The following is a 14,192-nucleotide window of genomic DNA, read 5'->3' as shown; positions in this document are numbered from 1 at the left end:
AAAAGGGCACAATACCCTATCATTTAAGTCACCACAACTATAGAAAAAGAGGGATTACGCCCATACTTAATTCTATTATAAAATATTAGATTATAAAGGGAAATACATTATATTTGAAGATTACTTTGAAGAAGTTTATATGGATTTAGTGAGAACTTTGATTTATAAAAGCTACGCTGACTTATGTAATTTTCCAGTAAATTGGTATATAATTGAAATTAAATATTTATTCGAAGAAGTATGGAAGGAGTAAGTTGATGGCAAAAATGCATTCACACCCATTTAAGTTTTATGTGAAATTAACATGTTCAGCCATGATTTTGAGTAGTTCTTTAATGACTGTTAATATCAGTAATCATGAGGCGCATGCAGAAGATAGTCAACGTACTGCAGTTGATGAGCAAGCACGAGATAAACAATTAGAACAAGATATTGATGATGCTAAGAACGACATTTCAAAAATGGCGCATTTGACTGATAACAAGAAAACGCAATTTAAGAAAAAATTAGAAAAAGTAACATCATCTTCAGACATTGATGATATCGTTCAACAGGCTAATGACGACAATAAAGCTAAGCAACAAGATACAACTAAAGATGATAACGATAACTCTGCTAATTCAGTAGATTCAACAAAAGCTAAGAACGATAACACTGAAGAGAAACTTGATCAATTTTTAGCTGATTTAGATGAATTAGACGATAAAGTTGATAGTAGTCAACAAAATGATTCGACAGAAGAAAAGATGGTAACGTCTCATAAAGATGCAACTAAAGAAGAAGGTGCAACTGATGACCATGCTAAACGTGACGATGTCAGTGATAAAGTGAATCAAGCATTAAGTGATTTAGATAAGATAGATCAAGCGACTAAACAAGAAAATCAAACTTCTAATACTAGTGAAATTAATGATCAAGGTCACAATGCACAATCATCTGATGAAGCGTCTAATAACGACAATGATGTATCAAAAGACGAAGCTCAAGATACCATAAAAGATCTTAGTAAAGAGGATGTACTATTAAATAACAGTGAAGATAAAGCTAATAAAATATCACAACAGTTACAAGGTAGTGATAAAATCAATTATAATTTAGCATCTAAAATCACTCATGATAGTCATCAACCAGCAAAACAATATACATTACGTAAATTAAACGCTTTACAAAATTTGGATAAACAAATTAATAAATCAGATTTATCTGCTTCTGATAAAGCAACTTTGAAAAAAGAAGTAATCAATACTAAACAAAGTATCGCTAAACAAAGACAAATTATCTTGAAGCAATTAGCTAATACTAAAAATAAAGATCAAGCTGTACAAAATATTGTTAACAGTGTCTTTAGTAAAAATGAAGCGGACCGAATATTAAACAATATTACAACGACACACCAAACAGATCAGCAGATTGCAGATCAAATTGCTCATCACATCGATGGTTTAACATTAAATAATAGTGACGATATCTTGAAAGCTATGTTGGATCAATCTAAAGATAAAGAACAATTAATTAGCCAATTATTATCAACAAAATTAAGTTCACAAGAAGCACAGTCATTAGCGAAACAATTTGTAGATAAGAAATTGACTAATAATCAAATTGTTGATCAGCTCAAACGTCATTTTATATCATCTGGAAAGGCAACTGCGGATGATATTTTACAAGAAGTAATTAATAATGCTAAAGATAAAAGACAAGCGATCGAAACGATTTTAGCGACACGTATTGAACAAGGCAAAGCTAAATTATTGGCAGATTTAATTACTAAAGCAGAACAAGATCAGTCTAAGATGCTTAGTTTAGTTAAAGCGGCATTGAATGGTAAAGCGGATGATTTATTACAATTACAACAGCGTTTGAATCAAACGAAACGAAATATTAATGATATTTTATCACCTATCACAAATCGTCCTAGTTTGTTGGATAGATTGAATAACAGAAATAGCTCTGATCAGCTAGGCCAATTGTCTAATGTATTAAATGATGGTGCAGGATTGTTAGGTGGCCACAGTATCCTAGATGACATTCCTGATTTACCAACACCGACGCCAGAAGATATATTAACATTAGGTTCAGGTGATGGTTTGTTAAGTGGATTACTTGATGATGATGGTAATATTTCTCTACCTAAAACTGGGGAAGCTATTAAACACCATTGGTTACCATTATCTGTCATCTTATTGTCAGCAGGTCTTGCTATTATTGGATTGAATCGTTATCACAGACGCAAACACAGTTAAAAAATGCTATAGTTTAGCTCAACGATTTTAAAAATGCTGAAAAATATAATACAATAAGCTCTTATTATTGAAATAAGTAGAGGAGAATGACAATGTCTCAGAAAAGTGCGTTACTAGTTATGGATATGCAAGAAGGTATAGCTAGAAGTATGCCGAGAATTAATAATGTTATTAAGGCCAATCAAAGAGCAATAGTAGCAGCTAGAAATAATAATATGCCAGTATTTTTCATTCGTTTGGTCTTAGATAAACAGTTTATGGATGTTTCTCCGAATAATAAAGTATTTTCAAATTTTAAAGCACAAGGCTATGGTATGACAGAGCAAGATCAATCAACAACGATTCTTGAAGAATTAGCACCATTAGATAGTGAACCACAAATTGCTAAGCGTCGATTTAGTGCGTTTGCTGGAAGTGAATTAGAAGTTTTATTACGTGCAAACCAAATAGACCATCTCATTCTTACAGGTGTGTCAACAAGTGGTGTTGTATTGAGTACAGCTTTAGCAGCAGTAGATAAAGATTATATAGTTACCGTATTAGAAGATGCAGTAGGAGACCGCTCAGATGACAAGCATGATTTTATTATTGAACAAATTTTAAGTCGTTCTTGTCATATTGAATCAGTGGAATCATGGAAAGGTACCTTGTAATAAGACGTTAAATAAATAGTGACATTAAAAATACCCAAGAAACAATCATGACTGTTTCTTGGGTATTTTTGGTTCTCTATTTTTCAGACTGATAAATAAAAAATGAATAATTATGTATCAGTCCAATTTGGGAGAGAACCGTATTTTTTGACTCATACTGTTATTGACATTCAATTAGTGGATATAAAAAGTAAAACGTCATTATATATTATAGTTATTTTCCAGAGATATAAGATAATGCTTCAGCATCATCTGCATTAATGATTCGATATGAAATCACGCCTAAACCTTTGACATTAGATTCAGAAATAATAATTGAACCATCACGATTTACTTTTTCAACAAATGCAACGTGACCATATTGAGCATCTGCACCATTTTGACCAGCTTCAAAGACAACGGCAGTATGTGCTTTTGGCGTATGGCTTACATGATAACCATCTTGAGCAGCACGATCATTCCAATGGTGTGCGTCTCCTAGGCTACCACTAATGGATAAGTCAAATTGTTTCATACGATTGTAGACATACCAAGTACATTGACCATGTGGATAAGGCATACTACTAGTTGTTTCTTGGAATGCTTTGAAATTATGATTTGAACCATCACTATCTTTAATAGATGATGTATAGTTAGATAAATTAGGCATTTCTTTTTTATCAAACTGAGTCAAATTATAATGTTTGATCAAAGTATTCAACTTTTTAGCATAATTTGGATCCGTAGCATATGTTTTGGCTAAATGTGAAGTGGCATCTTTATAACTAGGTGCATCACTTTTCCATGTTGGCTTATATATCGTTGGATTACCATCTATGCCTTTTTTAATTAAGTTGGAATAATCTTGTAAAGATGCTTTTGTATCAGGGTATTTTCTGAATCCAGCGTTAATACTATACATACCGTTACCGCCTGCTTCAAGTGTGTTAAAAGAGACAGACTGTCCTTGATAAGCACCTTTAATGCCAAATAGATTGTAGTTTGGTGATTTAGACAGTGCACTACGACCAGAATCAGATTCTAAAATTGCCTGAGCAATCATCACAGATGCATAAATATCATCATTTTGGCCAACGTCATGAGCATCTTTAGCGATAGATTTAATAAAACTACGAGTATCTTTAGAATCTACGACATCAAAGTTTTCGCTGTTATCATTACCACCTGATAAGTTTGGCAATGACTCGAAGAGTGTTGTCGATCTGATATCAGATTTACGGATGTTATCATGATCTTCAAATGATTGTATAGGTGTTTCTTTATGCTCTAATTCCTTTTTTGTAGGTAATTGTGGATTGTCATTTTTAGATGTTGAAATGTTATTATCTGTCCCTGTCTTGTGATGCTTATGTTTAGATTCATAATCTTGTTGTGTTTTTTTAGCATCTTCACTATATTCATCTAATATTGAATCTAATGCTGAATCTGTAACTGTACTATCGCTTTCTTCAGGGTTAGATGTTTTATTGTTGTGTTGTTGGTTATCTTGACTACCATCAGTTTGTTGTTTGTCATCATTAGTTGTTACTTGATTCGTATTGTTATCAATTGATGACTGAGTATTTTCTTTATCAACTTTAGTATGCTCATTTTTTGAAGATGACGACTTGTTATTATCATCTTGTTGCTCATTGCCTTGATGAGGCTGATCTTTATTGTCTTCAGTTTGTGTTTGTGATGATTCTTTAGAAGTATTGTCTGCCTCGTTGTTGTGAGATGATGATTCTGGCTGTTCATAGTCTGAGATATCAGAGTTTAAGTTAAATAAATTTTGAATTAATGAAGTCAACGTGATACTATCCTCATATTTATCAGGTTCAAATAATTGAGTGAAGTGTGATTGTTTCAACATGTCATCATTAATAATATGATCCATTAAGTTATCATCTTTGTTATGGTCATTAGTAACATCATCTTTAGTATTGTCATCGTCATCTTGTGACAGTTGGTTATCGTTGGATGCTTTATTAGCTTGAGTTGTTGATTTATGTTTTGAAGTATTTTTATTTTTGTCTTTATCATTGCTATCTTTTACCGTTTCTTTATCATCATCTGTGTTACTTTTAGTATCAGTTGATGACTGTGATATCTTATCATTTGGTACTTCATCTGCGTGCGCAGTAGGGATAGCCAAAGTTGGTAAAACAAGTGTTGTAGATAGTAAATATATTAAGATTTTATTTTTAGGCATATTAACATTCTCCCTTGAAAAATATGATGTTTAAGTGTGATAATGAATTATAATTTGTTATAATTTATCATATCTTTGAATTAGTTGATAGATATCAATTAAAATTAACATCACAATAAAGGTATTATACTAACTAATGACGAAAAAATAAATTGTTTTAATAGAAAAATATATCGGAGAATTGAAGCGGTATAGGAGTGTGACAATGAAGAACGCATTTAAATTATTTAAGATGGACTTGAAGAAAGTAGCTAAGACACCTGCTGTTTGGGTTATTTTGGCAGGGCTAGCTATTTTGCCATCATTTTATGCATGGTTTAATCTTTGGGCTATGTGGGATCCTTATTCCAATACAGGGCATATTAAAGTAGCTGTTGTTAATGAGGATAAAGGTGACAAAGTTAAAGGTAAAGAAATTAACGTCGGTAACACTATGGTGAAATCGTTGAAGAAAAATGACAGTTTTGATTGGCAATTTGTTAGTCGTGAAAAAGCTGATCATGAAATAAAGATGGGTAAATATTTTGCTGGGATTTACATACCTTCTAAATTTTCGCATCAAATTACAGGAACATTAAGAAAGCACCCTGAAAAAGCGGATGTTGATTTTAAAGTTAACCAGAAAATTAATGCCGTAGCATCAAAATTAACTGATACCGGTTCATCGATGGTAGTTGAAAAAGCTAATGAGCAATTTAATAAAACAGTAACTAAAGCGTTATTAGAAGAAGCGAATAAAGTTGGCTTAACTATAGAAGATAATGTACCAACGATAAATAAGATTAAAGATGCAGTATATGCAGCCAATAATTCCTTGCCAAAAATTAACAAGTTTGCAGATACAATTATTTATTTAAATAAACACCAAGATTCTTTAGATAGTTATGCTAATGATTTTAGAAATTTAGGGAATTATAAAGGTGACATTTTATCTGCACAACAAAAATTAAATGATGTGAATGCTGCGATACCAGAGCTTAACGAAAAAGCTAAATTAATCTTAGCGTTGAATGCTTATATGCCAAAAATTGAAAAAGCGCTTAATTTTGCAGCTGATGACGTACCAAATGCATTTCCAAAGATTAATCAAGGTGTTAATTTAGCAAGTCAAGGTATTAGTGTAGCTGATAGACAGTTAGAAGATGCCAAAGGATTTGTGGCACAAGTCAATGATCGTGCTGGTGATTATAAAGATGCCGTAGGACGTGCGCAACAATATAATCAAAATGTCCAGCAAGATTTACAACAAAATCAAAGTAGCAATACACTTGATGCTAATCAACAAGCAACCAATACAACAACACAGAGTGCTAAGGCTAAATCAGCAGGTCGTAGTTATAGTGATTTGAAGACCACGCCTGTAAGTACGACAGATACTGAATCCAATAATAATGGCACACTGTCAAACAAAGATGTCAAGTCAATGGATATTGCCTTAACAGAATCACTCTTAGCATTATCTAATAATATGAATACACAAGCTAAAGCAACACAACAAGATAACAAAGATTTAAAGAATATTGCATATGGTATTTTAGCGACGAATCGTCCTAATGAATTTGCTAAGCCTTTAGACAATGTTAAATCACGTTTAGAATATACAACGAAATATAACCAACAAATGATAGATATTTTACAACAATTAGAAAACAATGAAGATGTTGACTTATCCAAAGAAATTAAGAAAATTAAAAATGCTAACAATCAAATCAATCGACAGTTAAGATTGGTAAATCAACTTAGTAATGCTTTAGCAAATGGTGGTTCAGGTACGAATGAAGCAGCAAAAGTGCTAGATAATCTTCCGAAATTGGATCAATCATTAACATCATTTAGAAACTATATTAAAGATGAACTTAATAAGAACTTGTTATCTGTATCTAATGATATTATGAAAGGTTTAGCAGACGGACAAGCGTCATTATCAACAATACAATCTAAATTGAACTCAATTAACCAGGTAATTACGTCTGGCCAAGCAATTTTAAAAAGTGGTCAAGAACGTATAAATAAGCTACAAACTGTCTTACCTAGTATTGAGCGAGATTATATTACTGCAATGTCAACAGCTAAAGCCTACTTCCCAACCGCTAAAAAAGATGTAGCGAAAGCTGCTAGTTTTGTTCGTAATGATTTACCTAAATTAGAACAACAACTTACTAATGCTACAGCAAGTGTTAATAAGAACTTACCAACATTATTCAGCGGTTATGATCAAGCTGTTGATTTATTAGATACAAATCAACCTAAAGCTAAGAAAGCATTATCTAATCTAGCTGATTTCTCTGAAAATAAATTACCAGATGTTGAAAAAGACTTGAAAAAAGCTAATAAAATCTTTAAGAAATTAGATAAAGATGATGCTGTAGATAAATTAATTGATACATTAAAAAATGACTTAAAAAAACAAGCCGATGTTATTGCTAACCCAATCAATAAGAAAACAACAGATGTCTTTCCAGTTAAAGATTACGGTTCTGGTATGACACCATTCTATACTGCACTGTCAGTGTGGGTAGGTGCATTACTAATGGTTAGTTTATTATCAGTAGACAACAAACATAAAGGTTTGCAAAACATATTAACGACACGCCAAATTTTCCTAGGTAAAGCCGGATTCTTCTTTACTCTAGGTATCATTCAAGCATTTATTGTGTCAGTAGGGGATTTAGTCATTTTAAAAGCGAGTGTGGAATCGCCAGTACTATTCGTCGCAATTACAGTATTTAGTTCACTAATTTTTAATGCTATTGTTTATACATGCGTATCATTACTTGGTAACCCAGGTAAAGCAATTGCAATTATTTTATTAGTGCTACAGATTGCTGGTGGTGGCGGAACATTCCCAATACAAACGACACCACAATTTTTCCAAAATATTTCACCATATTTACCATTTACGTATGCAATTGACTCACTTCGCGAAACAGTAGGTGGTATTGTTCCAGAAATATTAATTACAAAGTTAATCATACTTACTTTATTTGGCATAGGTTTCTTTGTAGTAGGATTGATTCTTAAACCTATTACAGATCCAATGATGAAAAAAGTTTCAGAAAAAGTTGATGAAAGTAATGTAACAGAGTAAACAAAAGATCCATACCTAAGGTCGACAAATAGCTTGTCTACCAAAGGTATGGATCTTTTTAGTTATATTGGCTCACCAATTTTTGAGACTGTTATATAGCATATCGAAATGCGTAGTGTATATTTTTTAGAGAACTATGGTTGTTTAATTTAATGCTTAATCACTGGAATGATTAAGTGTGAATCATATTGTCCACCAGAATAAATAGTATGTTGGCCTTTATTTAATAGTTCATTATGTTCATATCTAGTACTTAAACCTGGTGTACTATTACCTTTGACAACTTCACTTGCCTTAACAACAACTTCTAAACTTTCGCCTTTGTTAAATTGTGTACCAGAAGGTAGAAGTTCAATTTCTACAGGTACTATTTCGTTAGGTTGTAATTTTTGAAGTTCATCATGTGAATGCCAAGGTTGTGCAATTGTAGATTTTTCAGTATCTAATTTACGGTGTGATACACGTAACCAACCAGTTGCAACTTGACCATCTTCAATATGGTTAAAGTCTGGGAAGTGAACTTCATTGCCACGACGATCTAATTTTTTAATACCAGCAAATAGATCCATATCATCAGATTGATCAGTAGATACCCATAGTTTTAATTTCATGTTACCTGTTAATTCAGTATCTTGATTGAATGTATAGTTGAAATGAACTTCATCGTTACCACTCTCAAGGGCTTCACTATCATATGAAATTTGACTGATTTGAGTTGGTTCTTCCATAGATAATTGTTGATTGAAAGCGTTTAAATATAATGCTTCATAATCAGTGTTTGGAATTGGCCAATCACTTGCGCTACGCAGTTCACCTTTATAGAATGAATCACGAACTTCATAAATAACACGTGGACGTTCTGTCCAGTCGTTATCGATACCTTTTAAGAAGTAATCAAAGAATTGACGTTGTGCTTCGAGAGATTCTCTAGCATAATATGTTTCCCATTCTTTACGACCATGAACAAACAACCATTTTTGCTTAGAGCTTGCTTGTTTGAAACCTTCAAATGTACCACGGTTGTGTAAGCCTTGTGTTGACCAGCTAGCACAAACGAACATAGGAACTTGAATATTTGATAACGGTGCTTGCTTATGTTGCCAATAGCTATCAAATAAAGGATGATTTTGTTGATTGGCAACTAAATCTTCTATTTGGTCATTGTTTGGCCATCTTTGTACAATACCTTGATACCAAAAACGATAGAAGCCAGTGTCTGGAATGCCACCGTGGAAAGCTACTTCACGATACATATCATTAAGACCTTCCCAAGGAATCATAGCTTTTAAATGTTTAGGATTTAATGAAGCAGCCCACCATTGTGTTACTGCTAAATAAGAAACACCATTCGTTCCAACATTTCCATTACTCCAAGGTTGTTCACCTGCCCAATCGATCACTTCTGCGTAATCTTGAGCTTCTTCAGGTCCCCAAGGCAGTAAACGACCAGCTGATTGAGCACTACCGCGTAAAGCTACTTTAACAACGACATAACCATTTGGTACCCAATATCCGGGGTCTGGTGATTCTTCTGGAGTAAAACTTGAAGTTTTAAAAGAACCTAATGTTGGCCAGTTAGCACCCATATTTGTAATTTTAGGTTTATTATCTTTACCATAAGTATCTGCAGAAATAACAACAGGATATTGTCCCTCTTCAAAGGGTCTAAATATATTGACATACAATGTTGTACCGTCTTTCATCGTCACAGGTACATTTTTTTCCATTGTCATTTCTTGATTTCCGTATTGCACACTGTCAACAACAATGTGATTAACACCATCTTGTACGTATTCAACAGGAGTCACTGTTAATTGTGGATTTCCTAATTTACTTTGTGTCATTAATCATCACACCTTTTTTAATCTGTATATTGCTTATATTTATATCCTAGTAGGATTTAAGACTTTCAACAATCATTGATACCATTTGATTTGTAGGTTAACCAACATTTCACATATAATTGTGGAATAATATGTTTTGAAAGGATGATTATAATGCCACAAGATCGCCGTATACGTAAATCACAACAAGCGATTCAAGATGCATTTTTAGAGTTATTAGAATCAACATCCTTTGAGCAAGTATCCGTTCAACAAATCGCTCAATTAGCAGATGTCAATAGAAGCACATTTTATGCACATTATTTAGATAAATATGATTTACTTGAAAAAATGGAAGATGAAAGTATTGCAGAGATTGCTTCATACACAACATCTGAAAGTAAAAACTATGAAGCGGATTTTTCTGAGGAATTAATAAAAAATGTCATGGAAAAAGTAATTAAACATATAGATGATCATATGGATTTTTATCGCATTAGTATCGAAAATATTGGTAAAGAATCTAAATTAGTAGATAAGCTTTATAATCAAATCTATAATCATTTAAATCATTATAAAAATGAAAGTGTTAGTGATGACCAAAAAATTCCATTCGACTATTTTATTAGTTATGTTTCCGGTGCAGGTCTATCAATGATACAACATTGGATTAAGGATCCACATCGTGTAGATAGAGAAACATTAGTACAAACGTTTTATACTATTGTTAGCCAAGGTCCTGCAAAAATTATTAGAGATAAGAAGATATAAATGGAAAGACGATATAGTAAATAATTTAAAACCCCCTCTGACTATAGTGAATAGTTTGAGGGGGTACTATGTTAATCTTTATTGCCTGGTTGTGTATTTGAATTTGTAGGTTTCGCACTGTTCGTAGAAGACGGGTTTGACGATGTATTAGGTTGTGTTTGTGGTGTGCCATTAGTGGCAGGTTGTTTATTACTATCATTACTATTTGTTCCACCACCAGAGTGGGTAGTTGGTTTTTCTGGCTTAGGTTGTGTTTGTTTGTGATTACCTTGATTTGGTGCTTGATTATGCGATGAAGATTTAGACTGTGTTGCGTTATTATTTGGTGTTGCATTCTGTTGAGAAGACTGCTCAGCCTGTTCATTATTGTAATGGTTATCATTGTTAGTAGCATTATTATCTTCAATATCACTAGTGTCAACCTTACTGTCATCAGATTTTTTATCTTTTTTATCATGTTTTTCTGTTTTATGGCTTTTAGTATCAGGTTGACTATTGTGTGTGACTGCAGCAAAAACTGCAAATCCAAGAGCTAAAATGAGTATTAGGACGACGATTGTTGCTAATATTTTCTTCAAATTATTATCCTCCGTACAGTCAAGAAGTAATATTACTTCGAGAACTAATATTTTAAATTAAACATTGTATTTGTAGAATCTTATGATGAAAGGAATTAAAAACATAAGAAACTTAATGAATGTGATTTTTATTAAGTATAACAAAATTGTTATATATAGATAAACGAAATTAATAGTATTTAATAAATAGAGGGCGTTATAATTAACTTGAAGCCCTTAATAATATATAAAGAGAGGTCATATTATGAAGAAAACAACCAAAGTACTTCTAGCTACTACTATGTCACTTAGCACTTTGTTAGGCGCTAGTATTTCAACTGTGCCTGTGCAACAAGAAGCTCACGCCGCAACAGTTCCACACTATAGTTATCATGGTTATATAGGAAAAGATGCATCATTTTTAACAGATAAGTATTTCGTCAATGCTATAAAACATCAAAATGTTAAGTTTAATGATGTTAAATTAGCAAAGACAAATAGTAAAACATCAATTGAAAAGTATGACCAAAAATTCAACGGTATTACATCAGATGGACAAAAGGCTAATCAACTACAATTTGTAGTTAAAGATGATGTGTCTTTAAGTGGCTTGCAAAAAGCGTATGGACAACAATTAAAATCCAAAACGCCACAAAGTGCAGATAAACAAAGTGGTATTTTTTATTATCAACCTAAGAAAAATCAGTTAGGCATTTGGTTTGTTGTCAATCATAATAAAGTTGTTGAAGTAGCTATGGGTTACGCACCATATACAACAAGTAAATAAGTATTAACTTTAAATAAATGAGTCGTTAAGTATAGTTTATAAACTATTAACGACTCATTTTTTTATGAATTGATGACAAAGTTAAGCGTATATAACTTTGTCAGGGAATAATAATTATTAATATTAAAAAAGCAATCTTTAAATAATTAAAAACTTTAAACAAAAATACAGATAATAAATCAATATTTTTGTTTACTTTTTATAAAAATTAAATTAAAATTTTATTTATAAGCTGGTTTTTAAAATTTTTAGGAGGCTATATTTTGAAAAAATGGTCTAAAATGACATTTTCAAGCATCATTGGATTGACTATATTGGCTACTGTAAATCCATCAGCTTTTGCTATAAGTAACAACAAGAATGACACAATAGATATGAAAGTTACTCAAAAGAGTGATGCAGTTAAAGCATTGAAAGAACTACCTAAGTCACAAAACGTAAAAAATAACTATCAAGATTATGCAGTTATTGATGTTAAACAGGATAGTAAAGGATTTAAACATTTTACGTTACAACCTGAAGTAGATGGTGTTTATGCACCAGATAAAGAAGTAAAAGTACATGCAGATAAGTCTGGCGATGTTGTCTTAGTTAATGGTGATACTGATGCTAAAAAAGTGAAACCAACTAACAAAGTAACATTAGACAAGACGACAGCTATTAATAAAGCGTTTGACGCTGTTCATATTGATAAAAATAAAGCACATAATATGAAAGATAATGTTGTTAAAAAAGACAAAGTGGAAATTGATGGCAATAAGAATAAATATGTTTACAACATTGAAATCGTTACAGTATCACCTAAAATTTCACACTGGCAAGTGAAAGTAGACGCTCAAACAGGTGGAATTGTAGATAAAACAAACCTTATTAGTGAAGCTGCAACAACAGGTAAAGGTAGAGGTGTTTTAGGAGATACTAAAGATATTAATATCAATAGTATAGAAAATGGCTTTAGCTTAGAAGATCTTACACATCAAGGGAAATTATCTGCATATAATTTTAATGAACAAACCTCACAAGTTAGTTTAATCACTAATCCAGATCAGAATTTTATGAAGGATAATCAACGTGCAGGTGTTGATGCTAATTATTATGCCAAAGATGTTTACAATTATTATAAAAATACTTTTGGACGTGAATCATATGATGACCAAGGTAGTCCTATAGTTTCTTTAACACATGTAAATTATTTTGATGGACAAGATAATAGAAATAATGCAGCTTGGATTGGTGACAAAATGATCTATGGTGACGGTGATGGTAAAGAATTTACTGGCCTAGCTGGTGCAAATGACGTAGTAGCACATGAAATTACGCATGGTGTCACGCAAGAAACTGCAGGTTTAGTCTATAAAGATCAATCAGGAGCTTTAAATGAAAGTTTCTCAGATGTTTTTGGTTACTTTGTAGATGATGAGGACTTTTTAATGGGTGAAGATGTATACACACCTGATAAGAAGGGGGATGCTTTAAGAAGCATGTCAGACCCTGAACAATATGGCCAACCTGCTAATATGAGAGACTATGTACACACTGAAAGTGATAATGGTGGTGTACATACCAATTCAGGTATACCCAACAAAGCAGCTTATAATGTTATAAAATCTATTGGTAAAGATAAATCACAACATATTTACTATAGAGCTTTGACAGAATATTTAACAGAGAATGCTACATTTGCAGATGCCAAAGAAGCAATATATCAATCAGCTTTAGACTTGTATGGTGAGCAAACAGCTGAAGATGTATGGGAATCTTGGAATCAAGTAGGCGTGTAATTTATCTTTAAAAACAAGAAGTAATGTTAATCACTTACAAAATAAATCATATAATTTAATAACCAGCTTATAAATGACCTATGTCATACATATTGTATGGCATAAGGTCTTTTTTTATTTATGATATAAAGGGAAGTCTGCCGTTTGTGAGAAGTAAGACTGAAAGTACTCTAAGATCATGGTGCGTTTTTTGAATATTTTATGTATAAAAATAACTAAAAACACTTTAATTATGTATAAAAACACGTTATTATGTATTATATAACAAAAAGTTAGAGTTAACAGGCGACGATTTTGA

Annotated in this window: 9 protein-coding genes; 6 read left to right on the top strand and 3 right to left on the bottom strand. The window is 32.1% G+C overall.

The window, feature by feature from the left end; genetic code table 11:
• Window positions 1-257 precede the first annotated feature (257 nt).
• Both J3R86_RS11815 and J3R86_RS11810 read left to right on the top strand, forming a co-directional pair.
• Complete coding sequence (locus J3R86_RS11815; RefSeq protein ID WP_207517465.1) at window positions 258-2,243, top strand: adhesin; 1,986 nt, start codon at window positions 258-260, stop codon at window positions 2,241-2,243.
• A 92-nt stretch (window positions 2,244-2,335) separates the two neighbouring features.
• On the top strand, window positions 2,336-2,896 hold the full coding sequence (locus J3R86_RS11810) for a cysteine hydrolase family protein (protein ID WP_207517464.1): 561 nt from the start codon (window positions 2,336-2,338) through the stop codon (window positions 2,894-2,896).
• A gap of 214 nt (window positions 2,897-3,110) precedes the next feature.
• Here J3R86_RS11810 and J3R86_RS11805 read toward each other — a convergent pair whose 3' ends face one another.
• The gene (locus J3R86_RS11805; RefSeq protein WP_207517463.1) at window positions 3,111-5,087 is read right to left on the bottom strand and encodes an amidase domain-containing protein; all 1,977 of its coding nucleotides are present in this window, start codon (window positions 5,085-5,087) and stop codon (window positions 3,111-3,113) included.
• Between the two features lie 205 nt (window positions 5,088-5,292).
• On the opposite strand from J3R86_RS11805, the gene J3R86_RS11800 reads away from it, so the two are divergent.
• The gene (locus J3R86_RS11800) at window positions 5,293-8,175 is read left to right on the top strand and encodes a YhgE/Pip domain-containing protein (RefSeq protein ID WP_207517462.1); all 2,883 of its coding nucleotides are present in this window, start codon (window positions 5,293-5,295) and stop codon (window positions 8,173-8,175) included.
• A gap of 149 nt (window positions 8,176-8,324) precedes the next feature.
• Here the strand turns inward: J3R86_RS11800 and J3R86_RS11795 are convergent, their stop codons facing one another.
• Window positions 8,325-10,019: a CocE/NonD family hydrolase gene (locus J3R86_RS11795; RefSeq protein WP_207517461.1), complete on the bottom strand. Its 1,695-nt coding sequence runs from the start codon at window positions 10,017-10,019 to the stop codon at window positions 8,325-8,327.
• A gap of 153 nt (window positions 10,020-10,172) precedes the next feature.
• Here J3R86_RS11795 and J3R86_RS11790 point away from each other — a divergent pair, with 153 nt between their 5' ends.
• Window positions 10,173-10,769: a TetR/AcrR family transcriptional regulator gene (locus tag J3R86_RS11790; protein WP_207517460.1), complete on the top strand. Its 597-nt coding sequence runs from the start codon at window positions 10,173-10,175 to the stop codon at window positions 10,767-10,769.
• 71 nt (window positions 10,770-10,840) lie between these two features.
• On the opposite strand, the gene J3R86_RS11785 is transcribed toward J3R86_RS11790, so the two are convergent.
• On the bottom strand, window positions 10,841-11,347 hold the full coding sequence (locus tag J3R86_RS11785; RefSeq protein WP_207517459.1) for a hypothetical protein: 507 nt from the start codon (window positions 11,345-11,347) through the stop codon (window positions 10,841-10,843).
• Between the two features lie 244 nt (window positions 11,348-11,591).
• Between J3R86_RS11785 and isaB the strand changes: the two genes are divergently transcribed.
• Window positions 11,592-12,113: an immunodominant staphylococcal antigen IsaB family protein gene (gene isaB / locus J3R86_RS11780; protein ID WP_207517458.1), complete on the top strand. Its 522-nt coding sequence runs from the start codon at window positions 11,592-11,594 to the stop codon at window positions 12,111-12,113.
• Between the two features lie 281 nt (window positions 12,114-12,394).
• A complete protein-coding gene (locus J3R86_RS11775; RefSeq protein ID WP_431607779.1) occupies window positions 12,395-13,894 on the top strand; it encodes a M4 family metallopeptidase in 1,500 nt (499 codons plus the stop codon).
• The last annotated feature ends 298 nt before the right edge of the window (window positions 13,895-14,192 follow it).

It is taken from the genome of Staphylococcus simiae, from assembly GCF_017357005.1.
GTDB classification, from domain to species: domain Bacteria; phylum Bacillota; class Bacilli; order Staphylococcales; family Staphylococcaceae; genus Staphylococcus; species Staphylococcus simiae_A.
This window is presented reverse-complemented; position numbering and strand designations above follow the sequence as displayed.